Genomic DNA, 17100 nt, shown 5'->3' with positions numbered 1-17100 from the left:
AAGTCAATTGCGGCGGTACGTCACCCACGAAGTGAGGCGTTGTGGGTGGTGGTGACGGCTTCTATGCAGGATTGGCGGGCGGCGGCGACTTCGGCGTCGTTGAGGGTGCGGTCGGCGGCCTCGAAGCGGAGGGTGAAGGCCAGGCTGCGGCGGCCCTCGCCTAGTTGGTCGGAGCGGAACACGTCGAACAGGGCCACCGAGGCCAGCAGCTCACCTCCGGCTTGGGCGATGGTGGACGAAACCTCGTCGGCGGACACTTCGTCGGGGACAGTGAAGGCCAAGTCGATGTCGCTGGACGGGTAGCGGCTGGGGGCTCGATAGGGCGCCAGCCCCCGGTCAGCGTTCAGCAGCGCCCCGAGGTTGACCTCCAACCAGGCCACCCGCTCGCCGATCTCATAAGCATCGAGCGCTTGTGGATCGATCTCGCCCAAGGACCCCACTGGCTGGCCATCGGCCAATACCTGCCCGGACCGTCCAGGATGCAGGCCGTCTACTGGGCCGTTGACCACACCTGGATTGGCAACAGCCAGGTTGCGGGCCAAGCGGCGCCACAGCGTGGTGACCGCAGTGGCCTCTTGGCCGGCCAAGATCACGGCCAGGTGCTCGTGCTCATCGGGGAGATCGCCTCCCCCGCCAGGGTTCACCCGCCCGATCTCGAACAGAGACACTCCGGTGGTGCGCCGGGCCGCGTTGTAGGCCACCGCCTTGAGCAGGCCGGGGCGCAGCGAGGTTCGCATGATCGATTCCTCGGCAACCAGCGGATTGGCAACGGTGATGCCGTCGCCGCCGAGACCAGCTCGAGCCAGATCGCCGGGGGCCAGGAAGGGCAGGGGCATGGCCTCGGTGATCCCCATGCCGGTGAGCAGCGCGCGGATGCGGCGGCGGTCTTGCTGTTGGGATGTAAGGGCACCAGCCTGCTCGGTAACCGGCACGGTGCGGGCGATCCGGGAGTAGCCGTGCATCCGGCCTACTTCCTCGATCACGTCGATCTCGGTGGCCGAATCGCGCCGCCACGACGGGATGGCGACATCAAATTCCCGGTCGCCCTCTCCTGCATCGCAGGCGAAACCAATCGGCTCCAGCAGGGCGGTCATCTCTTCGGTGTCCAATTCTGTGCCCAAGATAGAGTTCACCCGCTGAGGGCGAACTCGAACGGTGATCGATCCAGGTCGGTTGCCGGCAGTGTCGATAGTGCCGGGGGCGGTGGTGGACCCGAGGGCGCCAGCCAGCTCAGCGAAGCGGTCCAGCGCTATGGGGATGATGTCGGGATCGGCCCCCCGCTCGAAGCGGGCTGATGCCTCGCTGCGCAGGCCTAAACGGCGGGCGGTTCGGGCGATGGTCATGGGGTCCCACCAGGCTGCTTCCAGCAGCACCGAGCGGGTGTCAGCCGAGATCTCAGTGGAAGCTCCGCCCATGACGCCGGCCAGGCCGATGGACTCGTCGTCGCGGTTGACGATCACCCCGTCGGCCTCAGTCAGAGTGCGCTCCACCCCGTCGAGGGTGGTCATCTGCTCGCCAGGACGGGCCATGCGCACCCCCAGCTCCCCGCCGGGCACCAAATCCAGATCGTAGGTGTGGTTGGGCTGGCCCAGCTCGAACATCACGTAGTTGGACAGGTCGACCACTGCGTTGATGGGGCGCTGGCCCACGGCCAGCAGCCGGTTGGCCAACCAGCGGGGCGACGCACCCGACGGCACGTTGTCCAGCACCCGCACCCCGAAGCGACCGCACAGGTCGGGGGCGGCGATGCTCACCGATGCCCGCTCGGCCGCAGGCTGGCCGGCTTCATCGACTCGGGGGGCGGCCACCGAGAAGGGCACTCCGAGGCGGGCGGCCAGGTCTCGGGCCACACCCATCACCGACATGGCGTCGGGCCGGTTGGGGTTCACCTCCAAGTCGAACAGCACGTCGGGGTGGATCCCCAGTGCCTCGGCCAGGGGAACGCCCAGCGTCAGGCCCTGCTCCAAGATCAGGATGCCCTCGTGGTCGTCGCCCATGGCGATCTCAGCCCCCGAGCACAGCATCCCGTTGCTCCATTCGCCCCGCATCTTGCGGCGGGCAATCTCCATGCCGTTGGGCATGGTGGTGCCCACGGTGGCCAGCGGCACCCGGTCGCCCACCGCCATGTTGAAGGCTCCGCAGCACACCTGGAGGGCCTCGCCGTCGCCCGCGTCCACGTCCACCAATTGGATGCGGTCGGCGTCGGGATGGGGACGGGTGGCCAGCACCTCGGCCACCACTATGCCCTCCAGACCTCGCCCAGTGTGGCTCATCTCCTCAACGGCCAGTCCCAAGTCGGACAGAGTCTCGGCCAGGTCTTCAGGGTCGCCGTCTATGTCGGGGGCGAATTCACGCAACCAGCTCAGCAAGACCTTCATCGCGCCGTCGCCTCAAGAATCAGGGTGCGGCCCATCAGAACTGCTCCAGGAAGCGGACGTCGTTGGTCCACAGCTCGCGCAGGTCGTCGATGCCGAACCGGATGAGCGCCAGGCGGTCGATGCCGAAGCCGAAGGCGAATCCCTGCCACTGCTCAGGGTCGATGCCGCAGGCCTTGAGCACGTTGGGGTGGACCATGCCGCACCCTCCGAGCTCCAGCCAGGTGCCGTCGGGGCGCTGGATGTCGAATTCGGCCGATGGCTCGGTGAACGGGAAGTAGGAGGGCCGCAGCCGAGAGGTGAACCCAGGGCCGAAGTAGGCGGCGGTGAACGCCTCGATGGTCCCCGCCAAGTCACCCAAGGTGGTGTCGCGGTCTACCACCAGGCCCTCGATCTGGTGGAACACCGGCATGTGGGTGGCATCGGCGGTGTCCTGGCGGAAGCAACGGCCGGGGGCCACCACATAGATGGGGGGCTTCTGGTTCTCCATCACCCGGGCCTGCACCGGTGAGGTGTGGGTGCGCAGCAGGGTGCTGCCCGGCTCGCCGTAGTCCACATACAGCGTGTCGTACATGTCCCGGGCCGGATGCCCTAAGGGGAAGTTCAGGGCGCCGAAGTTGTACCACTCGCTCTCGATTTCGGGGCCTTCGGCCACCCGATAGCCCATGCCCACGAACACGTCCTCGAGTTCCTGCCAGGTCTGGGTGATGACGTGGAGATGGCCGTTTGCAGGCTGTTCGGTTACCTCGGTGAGGTCGAGCCGCTCGGCGGCCAGCTTCTCGGCTCGGGCGGCGGCCGCTAGTTCGGCTTCGCGACTGGCCAAGACCTCGTCGATGGCCGACTTGGCCGCGTTCAGTGCCTGGCCTGCCTCCCGTCGGGCCTCGGGATCGAGGCCGCCGAGGGCTTTGCGGGCCGCCACCAGCGGTGAGCGCTTGCCGCTCACCGTGGTCCGCACCTTGCTCAGTTCATCAAGGGTGGTCGCGGCCGCCGCCTGCCGTTGGGCCTCGACCACCAATTGCTCTGGCTCAGCCATCGGACTCCACTATGGCAACCCCCGCCCATCAACACCGCATCAAATACGCACGGTAGGTCTGCCGATTCTGCTTCAGAGCCGAGTCGGATTCAGGGTAATTTTCCCCCTAAGGTTCAGCCATGGCTACAGGAGATTTGCTGGTTCGCGGGGGAACGGTGGTAGACGGCACCGGCGCAGCCTCGTTCGAGGCAGATGTGCGGGTGCGCTCGGGGAGGATTGCCGAAATGGGGCCGGGGCTGCGGCCCGACGGCGAGCCGGAGATCGACGCCGGCGGTGCTCTGGTGACGCCGGGGTTCATCGAGCCCCACACCCACTACGACGGCTCCCTGTGGTGGGACCCCCATATCGACCCCATGCCGTCGCACGGCACCACCAGCGTGGTGCTGGCCAACTGCGGGCTGGGCTTGGCCCCGCTGCGGGAGGCCGACAGAGGCCAGCTCATCGAGCTGATGTGCTTCATTGAGGACCTGCCCACCGACGCCTTCGAAACGGCCATCCCCTGGACGTGGGAGACATGGCCCGAGTACCAGGCTGCCAATGACGAGCACCCCACCGCGCTCAACGTGGCTGCCTTCTTCCCCCACCAGACCCTGCGGATGTGGGTCATGGGCGCCGAGGCTTGGGAACGAGCCGCCACCGAGGCCGAGCGGGCCGAGATGGCCCAAGTGCTCGATGAAGGGCTGGCCGCCGGGGCCTTCGGACTCTCTACTTCGCTGATGGACTTGGACCGACACAACCGGCTGGTTCCCAGCCGCATGGCCGACGACCAAGAGTGGGGCGACTTGCTCGATGTGGTGGCCGCCCATCCCGGCGCCACCTTTCAATTCGTGCCTCGGGCCTTCGAGTTCGAGCACTTCCCCGGCGACATGGAGCGCATGGCGGCGCTGTGTAGGGATCGGGGCGTCCGAGCCAACTGGGGCGGCTTCTTCGCCCAGGAGAATCGGGCCAAAGAACGCGGGATATCCCTGGATCTGGTCGACCGGTTAAACGCCGAGGGCTCGCAGATCGCCACCCTGTACTCGGTGAGACCCGGCTATGTGAACCTGCACTTCGAGCGGTCGATCATGTGGAGCGGGGTGGAGGCGTGGCACGAGCTGTGCAACGTCGACGGCGACGAGGCCAAGATGGCCATGCTGCGCGATGAGGCTTGGCGGGAGCGGGCCCGACTCGACTGGGACGCCTGCACCTACACCCTGGCCCCCATCAACCGCCCCCACATGATCCTCTTGGCCTCAGATGAGCCCCGCAACGCCGAGTGGACCGGGCGCTCAATCGCCGATTTGGCCGACGCCCGGGGTGTACACCTGTCGGACGCGGTGGCCGATTGGCTGTTGCACAACAACATGGGCACCCACCTCAAGACCCAGCCCCAGCCCGTGGCCTACGAGACCTTGGCCGAGATGGCCCGGTCGCCGCACACAGTGAACGGGGCTTCGGACGCCGGCGCCCACATTCAGATGTTCGTCGGGGCCGGTGATGCCACCTTCTTCCTCACCGAAATGGTGCGCGAGCAGGGTCTGCTTTCGGTTGAGGAGGCGGTGTACTCGGTGACCGGCAAGCAGGCAGCCTTCTTCGGGCTGCAAGGCCGAGGCATTGTGGCCGAGGGAGCAGCGGCCGACTTGGCCGTTTTCGCCCTAGACGAGATCGACCTGGGCGACGAGGTGCGGGTAAACGACCTCCCCACGGGCAGCTGGCGCTACAGCCGCAAGCCGGCCGGCTATAGGGCCACGGTGGTCAACGGCGTTCCCACATGGGCTGATGGCGATCCCACCGCCGCGCTGCCCGGCCGATTCCTCCGCAACGCGGCCGCGGGCTAGCTGTCTTCCCGCTCGGCGATTTGGCTGATCTCGGCCAGGTAGATAGCTCGGGTGGCGAGCACCTCGCGGGCCTCGTGGGCCATGTCGTCGTAGAAGTGCTCGCGGTAAGTGCTGTCGGTGACCGTTGACACTGCGAACTGAAGGGCAGATAGAACGGCGATGAAGCCCGACACGCCCAACAGCTCCCAGGTGAGCGCCAGTTCGTGGCCGAGAAAGCCGAACCGGGCTAGCGGGTCCACCGCATCCGACGCCACCCACGACACGATGGTGGCCTCCCGCACGGTCAAAAGGCCGAAGGCCACATAGAACACGCCGACGACCAGGCCAACGAGCACCACTCTCACCGCCTGAGCGACGAACATGAGCAGGCCGATGTTCACCCGATCAACCCGGCCGAGGGGCGGAATCTGGGAGACGGCGACACCAGCCGGAGGCTTGGCCGGGGCCAGCGGCGAATTGCAACCGTTGATCAGGTCGCAGGCTTGATCCCAAGTCTCGAAACGGGCCAAGCCCACCAACTCAGACGGGATGCGCGCCGCCACCGAGCCGAGGCTGACCATGCCGATAACCCCCAACACAATGGCGTAGTAGGGCCAAGAGAAGTCGTGGGCCACCTGCCAGACCTCGGCGTTCAAGAACAAGAAGGCGCTGAACAGCAACAGCAGCGGCAGGATGCGGCCCACCAGTCGGCCGATCAGGGCAATCTGGCTCCCGGAATATGCCCCGGCCCAAACAATCATCGGGAACAGGCCGAAGCTCACCACCAAGTACGCCCCGGCGAGGAGCAAGAGATTGATCAGCGCTAGGCCTGCGGTATCGGACACCCGGTCTTCAGAGAACAGGGCGGGGAGCACAGGGGGCACCAGCACGAACACCGCCAGTTCTACGGCCCCCACCCGGTCGGGAAGCTGAAACACCCGACGACCCCTCAATCGGTTGACCGCCGCCACTGCGCCAAGGGCAATGGCCGCGCCCGCCCAGAACACGCCGAATTGCGCCCAACCGTCGAACCGGTCGCCGAAGGAGGCGAATATCTCTACCAGGAAAACCAGCGACAAGAACGGCACGGCCCGGGTGAACACGTCGGTGCTGGCCCGGTAGTCGTGGATTACGTGGGGAACACCCCGCCGGATGAACCAGCGTTCAACAGCCTCGCGGCGAGAGGTCATCGCCCCCGCCGCCCGTCAGTCCCCTTCGGGAACGGTGGGCACCTCTACGCCGGGGCCGTAGTAGATGAACAGGTTGGCGATCAGATCGTCGAGGCCGTCTCGGGTACCGCCTTTGGCCAAATCGACGGTGATGATGTTGCTGTTCACATGGATGGCGTCGATCCCGCCCCTCTCGAACAGGCGGCGGGCCAGCTCATCCACCGGCCTCTCTCCGGGAATGTCCCGTCCGGCGGCATAATGCTCATGGCCAGTACCGGTGATGCTCCGGTTGATCTCATAGCGGACCACCCCCGGACGACTCGTCGCCCTCTCCACAACAGTCACCGGCTGTCCCATACGCCCCGAGATCGTACCCGCTTATCGCGACCAGACGGTCAATCAAAGCCCTGCCCCTATCAGGGGGCTCGCAGGGAACTCCATGTCCGCTCGGTTTCAGAGTTCTCGAAGCGGGCCGCGCAAGATCGACCGTCCGGAGTGGCCTGCTTCGCCGTCGCGGGGCTCGATGCTGATGTCGAGGACAAAGAAGGCCTGCGGGTCATAGCCAGCAGGCACCTCGAGTCTGCCGGGCTCTTCTGGATCCACCAGGCCGATAGAGACGAGGTCGGCGACGTTGCCCTCCTCGTCGGGCTGGATCAGCCAGGCTTCCAGGTCTGCGCCGGCCTCAGGAGAAGGCAGCGAAGCGTCCACGATTTCGATGCTGTGGCCGTCGTCTTCGGCGATCAGCTCGGCACCGGCCCGGGCAAAGGCGCCCAACTCGTCGAAGCCGTCGGGATCGTAGGCGAGTTCGGCAGAGGCGATGACACGGGCAGGATCGTCTCCTGTGAGGGTGACCGCTGCCGCTATCCCGCCGGCTACGAGTACCAGTGCCGCAGCAGCACTGAGCATGATCCGCCGAGCTTTTCGTCGCCGAAACTCCAGTGAGACGACGGCGCCCGGGGCGTCCGCACCCGCCTGCACGGCCGATTCGATGCCTTCCCAGACGTCTTCGGGGGGGCTGATCAACTCCAACTCCGAGGCGTCGAGATCTCGAAGCATGGCATCGATGTCCGAGTCTGTCCGGCCGGTGCGCTCTTCATCCATGAACCGACTCCAACTGTCTTCGAATCTGGAGGAGACCACGGCGCAGATCGCTTTTGACCGTGCCAATCGGCACCGACAGGCGCTCGGCGATCTGGCTGTGGGTGAGATCGTCGAAATAGTGCATCGCGATCACCCGGCGAGGACGGTCGGGCAAACAGCGCAGGGCCTCTGCCACCATCATCCGGTCGCCTGTCCTGTCGACCTGCGCTTCGACCGCTATTTCCTCGAAATCAGCTTCAGAACGGCGTTTCTCGTGCCGCTGCTCGGCGCGGATATTGTCGATGATCCGGTTCTTGGCAATGGCGATCAGCCACCCGGCGAGGGTGCCCTTCTGCGGCTTGTACTGCCCTCGATTTCGCAGCGCGCTGATGAACACCTCTTGAGTGACATCTTTTGCCCGGCTCTCGTCAAGAGACCTAAGGCAAAAGGTGTAGACAAGTGCGCCGTACAGCTCGTAGGCATCTCGGAGAGCATCTTCGTCTCCCCTGGCAAATGCCTGCTCAACGCTGTCAGCCGACTGGCTCGCGGGGCTGGGCACACCCAGAGCATAGTGACTGCTCACAATTCCGCTGTCAGCCCTATGCCTAAAACGCCGGCCTGAGTGGGGGCTCACAGCGGACGGGCGTTTGAGGGGATTTGCAAGAGATGCACGCCCGCCCGCTGAGGCCGAAACTCCTACTCCGGTGCAGGAGGGAGCAGGACCTGGTCGATTACGTGGATGACGCCGTTGGAGGCCTCGATGTCGGCGGTGACCACGGTGGCGTCGTTCACCATCACCGCGCCGTTGTCAATGGTGATGTCCACATCAGGCCCGGCAACGGTGGCCACGCTCTGGCCGTCAAGGGTCAACACCAACTCAGCCGGCGCCGCCAGCGGCAAAACGTGATACGTCAAAACCCCAGTCAGCAGATCAACATCGGCCAACAACTCCTCAGCCGACATGCCCAGCGCCGACAGCGCCCCAGCAAAAGCCTCCTCAGTAGGGGCGAACACCGTGAACGGGCCCTCCCCGCTCAAAACCTCCACCAAACCGGCAGCCTGAACCGCAGCCACCAAGGTCGGAAAAGACCCCGACTCCACCGCCACCTCAACAACCGTCCCCGGCCCCACCGCAACCTCAGTCCCCGCGGGAGCGGGAGCCTCGGTAGGAGCCGGAGCCTCAGTGGGAGCCGGAGCCTCGGTAGGAGCCGGAGCCTCGGTGGGAGCGGGAGCCGGCGCCTGCGTCGCTGCCGGGGGTTCGGCACTGTCATCATCATTGCCGCATCCCATTGCGACCAGCGAGACAACCAGCAGGACTGCCAACAGTGGTGAGAGCTTTCTGAGCATGATCTTCTCCGTGCTTTGGGGACTTCACCTCTAACTACGGAATGAACAGCGGTTTTGGATGCACTCAACCCCGAACGGGGTCGGACCCGACGGGCTTTCGACGGCAGTGCGGCGACAGCCACTCTGTCTTGGAGGCGCCGTGAGACAATAGGAGTAATGCACGAAGCCCCCGCTTACCGTCTTCGCCTAATAATCGCGGCCGTCGCTGTTGCTGTGTTGCTGTCAGGCTGCGCCGCAGCCGACCAAGAGGTACAGACCGCTGGGGGCACTCCCACTTCGTTGCCCACTCCAACCGCCACCTCTTCACCCCCAGTCCCGCCAGCAACACCTCAAACCACGCCAAGCCCGACACCGGCCCCCACCGCGCAGACGAATCCAAGCCCGACACCGGCCCCCACCGCGCAGACGAATCCAAGCCCGACGGCGGCAGCCACCCATCCACCCACACCAAACCCGACGGCGGCAGCCACCCATCCACCCACACCAAACCCGACGGCGGCAGCCACCCATCCACCCACACCAAACCCGACGGCGGCAGCCACCCATCCACCCACACCAAGCCCGACGCCAACTCTCGCGCCCACGCCTGCCCCGCGACCCATTCCAACTCCGCAGGCGACTCCCAGCCCAGCGCCGACTGCACCGCCCAACCAAGGTTGGATCACTTTGGCCGAGTTGCTCACTCAGGTCGCGGTCACCGATGAACAGCCTGAGGGATACGACCGAGACGACTGGAAGCACTGGGTCGATGCCGATGGCGACGGGCTCGACACGCGCCAAGAAGTTCTATCCGACGAAACCCTGGTAGACCCGGTGGTGGCCAACGGGCGAATCCGAGAAGGCCAGTGGCTCAGCTACTACGACGATCAGGAATTCACCGTCGCCCGACAGCTAGACGTCGATCACGTCGTGGCCCTCGCCGAGGCCCATCAGTCTGGGGGCTGGGCCTGGGGCGCCCTGACCCGGCAGCTCTACGCCAACGATCTGAGCTTTCCCAACCATCTAATCGCCGTTTCCGCCGGCTCGAACAGGAGCAAGGGCGCCCGGGACCCGGCCGAGTGGCTGCCTCCCGACCCAGAGGCCCTGTGTACCTACCTGGCTTGGTGGACCACCATCAAATTCCGCTGGGAGTTAACCATGGACCAGTTTGAATACGACACCATCGCCCACCACGCCACCAACGACTGCGCCGACACCCAAATCGACCTGACCGCCGCCCAATCAGGAATCATCCGAACCGACTTCGCCGGCTAAACACCCTAAGTTGGCAGCAAGGCGCGGCACTGCCGACTGGATTCTCAGAAGGGCAGGGCCGCGTCGGGGCCGGGGCTGGTGCGGAGGTGGGACCAGCCGAGGTTGTCCATGAAGGCCCAGGAGCGGCGGTGAAGGGGGGTGGGGCCTTGGGCGATTAGGGCGGCTTTGTGGCGAGGGCAGGGGTAACCCTTGTTGTTCTCGAAGTTGTAGTCGGGGTAGGCACCGGCTGCGGCCCGCAATAGGCGGTCGCGGGTGACCTTGGCCAGGATGGACGCAGCCGCAATGGACAGACAGGTAGCGTCGCCTTTGACAAGCGTTTGGGTTCTGCCGTTGCCCACGAAATCCCATCGGCCGTCCACCAGCACGGCGTCGGGTTCAAGGCCCAGCCCGTCCAGGGCGCGGCGGGCTGCCAGGCGCTGGGCTGCCGACATGCCGAGTTGATCGCACTCGTCGTTACTGGCATGGCCCGCGGCCCATGCCGCGCACCAATCGGCAACGCGGTCGAAGAGCCCCTCCCGCTCGGCCTCGGTCAACAGCTTGGAGTCCCGCACCCGGTACACCCGCCGATCGGTGGGCAGCACGGCAGCCACCAGGGTGAGGGGGCCGGCCCACGCTCCCTTACCCACCTCGTCCATGCCCACGACCACCTCGCAGCCATCGGCCCACAGCCGTCGCTCGAACGCCAAGGTGGGGGCAGCCATCTTCAGCGCGGCCCGCATCTCCCCAACGTAGCTAGCTAGATGAGGCCAACTGAGGCAATCGCCGACGCGGAATCGTTGGATATGTCATCGCGGCTTGGCATCCTGTGCCGGTGGCCTATCCAGCCTCCCGATTTCCCGCTCTCAAGCCCACCAAGGTGCTGCGCTTGCTCCATCAGATCGGATACCGGGAAGTTCCGGGTAGGGGTAAGGGGTCGCATACCATGATGAAGGCAGCAGGTAAGAAGACGATCCTCGTGCCCATGCACAAAGGCAAGGAAGTTGCGCCCGCACATCTGCGGAAGATGCTCGTGGAAGATGCGGCGCTGACTGATGCGGAAATCGACGCGCTACTCTAATGCAACGGGAGTTGAGAGAGGATCCATGTTCAGGATACAGGTCTACCGGAACAAGGACCAGGGCTGTGCTTGGCTCGCCGAGGGCGATGTCGGCGATTGTGCCTACTACGACGGTGCCGACACGCTAGCGGAGCTGAAGGCCCAGATCGCCGACTTCTGGGCTGGTGAGGACGTCGCCTTGGAAGTCGTTCTGGTCACTGACCCGGATGCAGACGGGATCCCGATAGAAGCGCCTCTCCTGTTAGTTGATCACTAGACCAGTCTTGGTCCAGGGCTGGTGCTCTGACTGTGACCGACCCCTCATCAGGGCGGGGGTGCAGCTCCCATAGCAGGGCAGGGCGGGCACCGTGCCAGCGGACGGCATAAGACACCGGGCCGAACCGGGTGGGCAGGTCGTAGACGGCCAAAGGGCCTCCCTGCCATGCGGTTCGGAAGCCGGGGACCAGATCGAGGGTTTCTCCGTGGTCGGCTACCAACTCGGCGCGGATGCCCTTTGCAGGCGGGTCAGCTTGGCGGAGGTTCAAGCCGCGGAGGTCTTCGGCGGCTCGGTTCTGGCCCGCCGCTTGCAGAAGGCGCTCAATGGACTCGACGGGTACGGCTGCTCCGATTCGGGCCGCAGCCTCGACGGCCTCGCCCACCGGCTCGGCGTGGCGGGTGGCAACCTCAAAATCGTGGGTCAGGTCGTGGTGCGCGGCGAAGGCTGCCAGCCGCTCGGCTGGGGCCTCGGTGGTCCAGCGGGCGGCGATCTCGTCCAAGGCCAGTTCGGCGTCGCTGTGGTAGCCGTGGTGGTCGAGGCGCACGGCCAGCTCGCTTAGCTCAGAGACATCGGCCGTCTCCATGCGCCCGGTGCGGCCCAGCCAGCGTCGTCGATTCCGGTCGATACGGCGGGCCAAGCCTTCGTCGGGAACCTCAATCCGGGCACCCCGGTCTAGATGGGCCTGCCAGCCGCGCACCACCGCATCGGCATCGGGCAGATCAGATGGCGGCGGGGGTGTGCCCCGGCTAAGCGAAGCGGTCACCGCCAGCCGAGCGGTATGGGGTAGCGGCCATACCAGCGCGGCCACGTCGCGGCCCTTGCCTTCCAGTCTCGGGGTGCCCGCGCTTGTGCTGGTCTCCGCGCTGAACACCGCTTCCACCGCGTCGCCGCCGACTGCGGCAGTCGCCGGGGGGCGGTCCCATGCCAGTACTGTCTGCCCGCCGACTGCGATCCCGGCTTGGCCGACCGACAGCGCCGACCCCGGGGCGTTTATCACCAGCGCCGCTGCAAAAGCAGTGGCGGCATCATTGCCCACCTCTACCACCGCGACCGCCGGTCCCCCGCCGGCGGCCACCGCCCAAACACGCTGCACCGCATCCCCGTCGGGAACCTTCATGCGGGTCTCCACTACCGCGCTGGCCCCGGCGTCGCTTTGGCGCACGGCTGCCTCCTGCGATGCCTGGTGCCACCGGTCTGAAGCTCCCACCCACCAGTCCAGCGTCCAATCTCCGGCACCAGGCTGCACCAAGCCGCGGGCGTCCACCTCCCCCCACCCAGGGGCACCCAGAACGTCCAACGGCCTGCTCATCGAGAAGAGCGTCTGAAGAACAACGGCCCGCTCATCGAGAAGAACGTCTGACGAATTGCCACACTCGGCGCAGCCGGGGCTCCTTGGAATCCGCATTCTCCGGCCACAACCGGCGAAATCGCGACGCCCTGGCCGCCTCCGGCTCGGGGCGGGCCTGGCGCCCCATAAGCACCATCGACGCCTCAGCCGCAGTCCGTCTGCCTTTGACCACAGCGTGCACCTCGGCGCTGATGGGCATCTCCACGCCGTGCTCGGCCGCCAGCTCCGCCACCACCCCCACGGTGAACACTCCCTCGGCCACCTGGTCCATCTCAGCCAGGATCTCCTTGAGCTTGCGGCCCTGTCCGAGCTGCTCACCCACATGGCGGTTTCGACTCTGGGGGCTCATGCAAGTGGCCAGAAGGTCGCCCATCCCGGCCAGCCCGGCAAAGGTGTCGGCCCGACCGCCCATTGCAGTGCCTAAACGTCCCATCTCCGCCAGACCCCGGGTGATCACCGCTGCTCTGGTGTTGTCACCGGCGCCGAGTCCGTCGACCATGCCTGAGGCCAAAGCGATCACGTTCTTCAGAGTGCCGCCCAGCTCGCAGCCGATCACGTCGTCGTTGGTATAGACCCGGAAGAGGTCGGTGGTCAGCACTTGTTGGAGGGCAGATGCCACTGTGTCGTCGGCCATGGCGATCACCGAAGTGGCGGCGTGTCCAGCCAGGATCTCCTTGGCCAGATTGGGGCCGGTAAGCGCACCCGTGGGATGGGCGGGGGCCACCTGGTTGACTATCTCGGTCATGCGCAGCCGGGTGCCGCGTTCCAGCCCCTTGGTCAGGCTCACCACCGGCACCCAGGGCCGCAGATGAGCAGCCGCCATCTCCATTACCGGTCGAAATGCCGACGACGGGACCCCCATAACCACCACCTCCGCCTCGGCCACGGCCTGTTCCAACTCGGTGGTGGCCCGCAGGCGGGGATGCAGCTCATAGCCAGCCAGATAGCGGGGATTGGCATGGTCCTCGTTGACCGCGGCGACCGTTTTGCGGTCCCTGCACCACAAGACGGTGGGCTCGTTGTGCGCGGCGAGGTGGGCGACGGTGGTTCCCCACGACCCTCCCCCGATGACGGCAACCCGGTTCGACACTGGCACCGAGCGTAGACGGGACGATGCAGCAGATATGCACCGGTACCGCGTATAGGCCGACGCAGTGGATGGCCGTAGACTCCCGCGGGTGAGCCCTAAGCCGACGGTGGCGGTGTTGATCCCGGTGAAGGCCTTCGCGGAGGCCAAACACCGGCTGGCGCCTGCGCTCGGGGCCGCGCAACGGGCTGATTTGGCCCGCAACATGGCTGCCCACGTTGTGCAGTCGGCCTCACCTCTCCAAGTGGCGGTGGTGTGCGACGACCGCGAGGTGCGTGACTGGGCCGTCTCTGTGGGAGCGGAGGTGGTGTGGCGCCCGGGCACCGGGCTGAACGGTGCGGTTCGCAGCGGGGTCGCCCATCTGCGCGACGCCGGGTACGACCGGGTGATAGTGGCCCATGGAGACCTGCCGCTAGCCGGGCCTCTGGCCCCATTGGGCGACTGGCCGGGCATCACCTTGGTTCCCGACCGCCGCAACGACGGCACCAACGTGATCGCCTTGCCCAGTGACTGCCCGTTTGAGTTCTCCTACGGCAAGGGCTCCTTTGCCCGTCACCTTGAGGAGGCGCAGCGGCTGAGATGCAGTCTGAGGGTCCTGCGCGACCCGTCGCTCGGGTTGGACATCGACCTTCCCGATGATTTGGACGAACTGGCCGTGATGGCGTGAAGTCGCAAGACTTGGCCTTGCCTGAGCGGGCGCTGGCCATCGGAGCCCATCCCGACGACATCGAGCTGAACGCCGGCGCCACACTGGCCAAGTGGGCGGCCCAGGGATGCGAGGTGAGCCTGCTGGTGTGTACCGACGGATCCAAGGGAACCTGGGACCCAGATGCCGACCTGGAAAAGCTGGTGGCCGTGCGCCAAGACGAGCAGCGGGAGTCGGCCCGGCGTCTGGGCTTGGTCGGCGAGGTGGTGTTCTTGGGCTGGGTCGACGGAGAACTGGAGTCTGGGCCCGAACCCCGCCGACAGGTGGCCTCGTGGATCAGGACACTGCGCCCCGACGTGGTGCTGGGCCACGACCCGTGGCGCCGGTGGCGACTGCACCCCGATCACCGCCACGCCGGGTGGCTGACCGTCGACGGAATCGTGGCCGCCCGCGACCCCCACTTCTTCCCCGAGCTGGGCCTGGCCCCCCACCGCCCCGACGCTCTGCTGCTGTTTGAAGCCGACGACCCCGACCACGCCGAGGACACCGCCGGTTTTGAGGGAGCAGTGGCAACCGCGCTGGAGGCATTCGCCAGCCAGTACGAAACCACCCTGGATCTGCCTCCCGAGCCCGGCGACGCCGATTTGGCTCGCCTGCGCACCTGGGTGGCCGACAGGCTGGCCGAGGCCGGGGCGGATGCCGGACTGGCCTCGGCGGAGCTGTTCAAGCTCATCGACGACCTCTGAGATCTGCTAAGGAGTTCCCATGCTGCAAGACCAGAAGATCCTCATCACCGGCATGACCGGCCAGATCGCCTTCCCGATGGCGGCTTACTTGGCCGAGCAGAACGAAGTGTGGGGCATAGCCCGTTTCAGCGCCGAGGGCAGCCGGGAAATGGTGGAGGCGGCCGGGATCCACACCGAGGTGGCGGACATGGGCGACGGGGACTTCTCCATGCTGCCCGACGATTTCGACTACCTGGTCCACATGGCGGCCTTCCAGGGGCAGGGCCTGGACTACGACTGGGCCATCCAGGTGAACGCCGAGGGCACCGGCCTGCTCATGGCCCACTGCCAAAAGGCCAAGGCCGCGCTCATCGCCTCCACCTGCTCGGTGTACCACCCCCACCCCGACCCTTGGCACCTCTACACCGAGACCGATCGCATCGGCGACTGCCATGCGGTCCACGCCCCCACCTACTCGATGTCGAAGATCGGCGGGGAGGCGGTGGCCCGGACCATGGCCCGAGCACTCAACCTGCCCACCACCATCGCCCGCATCAACGCCAGCTACGGGCCCAACGGCGGGCTGCCGGTGTACCACATGGACTGGCTGATGAGCGACCTGCCGATCCGGCTGCGGGCACCGGCCCCGTCGCCCTACTCCCCCATCCACCAAGACGACATGAACGCCCAAGTGGAGCCGCTCCTGGCTGCCGCGTCGGTGCCGGCCACGGTGGTCAACTGGGGCGGGGACGAGCACGTCAAGGCCGAGGACTGGGTGATGCTGCTGGGCGAGCTGTCGGGAAAGATGCCCGAGGTCGTCTACGACGCCTTCCCCGGCTCACAACCGGGCAGCGGCGCCGACCCGGCCAAGCGGATATCGCTCACCGGCCCGTGCCAGGTGAGCTGGCGTGACGGCTTGGCCGGGGTCTACGACGCCCGCTACCCCGGTGGCCAGCCCGCCCCCGGAATCGGCGGCGCCGAACGCCTCTCCGCTGCCTACGGCAACGACTAGCTGAGCATGGAGGCCAACAGGCGGGCCAGCTCCAGCGGCTGATCACCCTGGATGCTGTGGCCGGCATCGGCCACAACCACCACCTCGGCGTCAGGCTGGCGGCGAAGGAGCTCTTCCACGTCCTCGTCACCCACCACGCCTGAATCGGCCCCCCGATAAAGCACTACTGGGCATGCAAGCGCATCCACCGCACCCCACAAATCGGAGAACTCGGGGCTGCCTGCGCCCGGTTTGGCCGGGTCGGTGAGCTTCCAGTCCCGCACCGGATCCCAACGCCAGGTCCAGCTGCCGTCGTCTTGCTCGAAGGCGTTGTGGATGATCCCCCGCCGCAGCGACGATTCGGAGCGGGTGGGGTTGAATTCCATGGTCCGGCCTAAAATGTCGTCGAAGCTCTCAAAGGTCTGAGGTCCCGAGATGAACTCCACGATGGGCTCGGCCTTGGCGTGGTCGGTGCCGGGGGTCACGTCCACCACCGCCAGCGACGGCACCAACTCCGGGAAGCGGGCACCCAGGCAGACAGCAGTCAGCCCGCCCAGCGACATGCCCACCACCAACTCCGCTTGAGGGGCCAGTTCTGCGATGGCCACCGCCACGTCGTCGGCCATCGACGGCGGCCAGTAGTCGTGTTCAGGCCGCCAATCGGAATGCCCGTGACCGGGCAGGTCTATTGCCACCACGGGTTCCCCTAGGGCCAGCACCACGGTGTCCCATGTGTGGGCATTCTGAGCGCCCCCATGGAGGAACACGACTCGGGCCGGGCCGATGCCCCATACGATGGCGCTCAACCCGAGTCCGCTCGGCAACTCCACTCGGCGGCGCTCAACCGTCGGGGGCCCGCCCCAGTCCAGCCCCGCCTCAGCGGCGTTATCGCCCAGCATGGAGAATTCGTCATACCCCGTCATCCTTATCACCCTG

At 66.4% G+C, this 17100-nt stretch carries 19 protein-coding genes; 7 read left to right on the top strand and 12 right to left on the bottom strand.

What is annotated here, in order from left to right; translation table 11 throughout:
* Positions 1-20: 20 nt before the first annotated feature.
* Both pheT and pheS read right to left on the bottom strand, forming a co-directional pair.
* Complete coding sequence (gene pheT / locus ACOOGG_RS14120; protein WP_420436139.1) at positions 21-2378, bottom strand: phenylalanine--tRNA ligase subunit beta; 2358 nt, start codon at positions 2376-2378, stop codon at positions 21-23.
* Positions 2379-2412: 34 nt separating this feature from the next.
* Positions 2413-3408 (bottom strand): phenylalanine--tRNA ligase subunit alpha, encoded by a 996-nt coding sequence (gene pheS / locus ACOOGG_RS14115; RefSeq protein ID WP_420436137.1) that lies wholly within the window; start codon positions 3406-3408, stop codon positions 2413-2415.
* Between the two features lie 119 nt (positions 3409-3527).
* Between pheS and ACOOGG_RS14110 the strand changes: the two genes are divergently transcribed.
* The gene (locus ACOOGG_RS14110; RefSeq protein WP_420436135.1) at positions 3528-5225 is read left to right on the top strand and encodes an N-acyl-D-amino-acid deacylase family protein; all 1698 of its coding nucleotides are present in this window, start codon (positions 3528-3530) and stop codon (positions 5223-5225) included.
* On the opposite strand, the gene ACOOGG_RS14105 is transcribed toward ACOOGG_RS14110, so the two are convergent.
* The 6 genes from ACOOGG_RS14105 to ACOOGG_RS14080 all read right to left on the bottom strand — a co-directional run bounded on the left by ACOOGG_RS14105 (position 5222) and on the right by ACOOGG_RS14080 (position 9342).
* Complete coding sequence (locus ACOOGG_RS14105; protein WP_420436133.1) at positions 5222-6394, bottom strand: hypothetical protein; 1173 nt, start codon at positions 6392-6394, stop codon at positions 5222-5224. The two genes, ACOOGG_RS14110 and ACOOGG_RS14105, sit on opposite strands and share 4 nt — an antisense overlap.
* 15 nt (positions 6395-6409) lie before the next feature.
* Positions 6410-6730, bottom strand: coding sequence for a hypothetical protein (locus ACOOGG_RS14100; protein WP_420436131.1), 321 nt, complete (start codon positions 6728-6730; stop codon positions 6410-6412).
* A gap of 96 nt (positions 6731-6826) precedes the next feature.
* Positions 6827-7474, bottom strand: coding sequence for an anti-sigma factor (locus ACOOGG_RS14095; RefSeq protein WP_420436129.1), 648 nt, complete (start codon positions 7472-7474; stop codon positions 6827-6829).
* Positions 7467-8012, bottom strand: a complete 546-nt coding sequence (locus ACOOGG_RS14090) for an RNA polymerase sigma factor (protein WP_420436127.1) — start codon at positions 8010-8012, stop codon at positions 7467-7469. Before ACOOGG_RS14090 ends, ACOOGG_RS14095 begins: the two co-directional genes overlap by 8 nt.
* A gap of 137 nt (positions 8013-8149) precedes the next feature.
* Positions 8150-8800 carry a fasciclin domain-containing protein gene (locus ACOOGG_RS14085; RefSeq protein WP_420436125.1) on the bottom strand — a complete coding sequence of 217 codons (651 nt, stop codon included), beginning with the start codon at positions 8798-8800 and terminating at the stop codon, positions 8150-8152.
* 329 nt (positions 8801-9129) lie between these two features.
* The gene (locus ACOOGG_RS14080; RefSeq protein WP_420436123.1) at positions 9130-9342 is read right to left on the bottom strand and encodes a hypothetical protein; all 213 of its coding nucleotides are present in this window, start codon (positions 9340-9342) and stop codon (positions 9130-9132) included.
* Positions 9343-9466: 124 nt separating this feature from the next.
* Between ACOOGG_RS14080 and ACOOGG_RS14075 the strand changes: the two genes are divergently transcribed.
* On the top strand, positions 9467-10054 hold the full coding sequence (locus ACOOGG_RS14075) for an HNH endonuclease (RefSeq protein WP_420436121.1): 588 nt from the start codon (positions 9467-9469) through the stop codon (positions 10052-10054).
* A 44-nt stretch (positions 10055-10098) separates the two neighbouring features.
* On the opposite strand, the gene ACOOGG_RS14070 is transcribed toward ACOOGG_RS14075, so the two are convergent.
* Positions 10099-10773, bottom strand: coding sequence for a ribonuclease HII (locus ACOOGG_RS14070; RefSeq protein WP_420436119.1), 675 nt, complete (start codon positions 10771-10773; stop codon positions 10099-10101).
* Between the two features lie 92 nt (positions 10774-10865).
* On the opposite strand from ACOOGG_RS14070, the gene ACOOGG_RS14065 reads away from it, so the two are divergent.
* Together ACOOGG_RS14065 and ACOOGG_RS14060 are read left to right on the top strand one after the other, a co-directional pair.
* A complete protein-coding gene (locus tag ACOOGG_RS14065; RefSeq protein ID WP_420436117.1) occupies positions 10866-11111 on the top strand; it encodes a type II toxin-antitoxin system HicA family toxin in 246 nt (81 codons plus the stop codon).
* A gap of 25 nt (positions 11112-11136) precedes the next feature.
* A complete protein-coding gene (locus ACOOGG_RS14060) occupies positions 11137-11367 on the top strand; it encodes a hypothetical protein (protein ID WP_420436115.1) in 231 nt (76 codons plus the stop codon).
* Here ACOOGG_RS14060 and ACOOGG_RS14055 read toward each other — a convergent pair.
* Positions 11306-12676, bottom strand: coding sequence for a hypothetical protein (locus ACOOGG_RS14055; protein ID WP_420436113.1), 1371 nt, complete (start codon positions 12674-12676; stop codon positions 11306-11308). The two genes, ACOOGG_RS14060 and ACOOGG_RS14055, sit on opposite strands and share 62 nt — an antisense overlap.
* Positions 12677-12707: 31 nt before the next feature.
* Entirely contained in the window at positions 12708-13805 is a 1098-nt protein-coding gene (locus ACOOGG_RS14050; protein WP_420436111.1) for an NAD(P)H-dependent glycerol-3-phosphate dehydrogenase, read from the bottom strand.
* Positions 13806-13893: 88 nt separating this feature from the next.
* Here ACOOGG_RS14050 and cofC point away from each other — a divergent pair, with 88 nt between their 5' ends.
* Genes cofC through ACOOGG_RS14035 form a run of 3 tightly spaced genes read left to right on the top strand, consistent with a single transcriptional unit; the run spans position 13894 to position 16185 of the window.
* Entirely contained in the window at positions 13894-14469 is a 576-nt protein-coding gene (cofC, locus tag ACOOGG_RS14045) for a 2-phospho-L-lactate guanylyltransferase (RefSeq protein WP_420436109.1), read from the top strand.
* A complete protein-coding gene (locus ACOOGG_RS14040) occupies positions 14466-15194 on the top strand; it encodes a PIG-L deacetylase family protein (RefSeq protein WP_420436107.1) in 729 nt (242 codons plus the stop codon). Before cofC ends, ACOOGG_RS14040 begins: the two co-directional genes overlap by 4 nt.
* Before the next feature lie 19 nt (positions 15195-15213).
* Positions 15214-16185, top strand: coding sequence for an NAD-dependent epimerase/dehydratase family protein (locus ACOOGG_RS14035; protein WP_420436105.1), 972 nt, complete (start codon positions 15214-15216; stop codon positions 16183-16185).
* Here the strand turns inward: ACOOGG_RS14035 and ACOOGG_RS14030 are convergent.
* On the bottom strand, positions 16182-17087 hold the full coding sequence (locus ACOOGG_RS14030) for an alpha/beta fold hydrolase (RefSeq protein WP_420436103.1): 906 nt from the start codon (positions 17085-17087) through the stop codon (positions 16182-16184). The two genes, ACOOGG_RS14035 and ACOOGG_RS14030, sit on opposite strands and share 4 nt — an antisense overlap.
* Between the last annotated feature and the right edge of the window lie 13 nt (positions 17088-17100).

Origin of the sequence: Candidatus Poriferisocius sp., from assembly GCF_965214065.1 — a bacterium.
In the GTDB taxonomy this organism is placed as follows: domain Bacteria; phylum Actinomycetota; class Acidimicrobiia; order Acidimicrobiales; family Bin134; genus Poriferisocius.
This window is presented reverse-complemented; position numbering and strand designations above follow the sequence as displayed.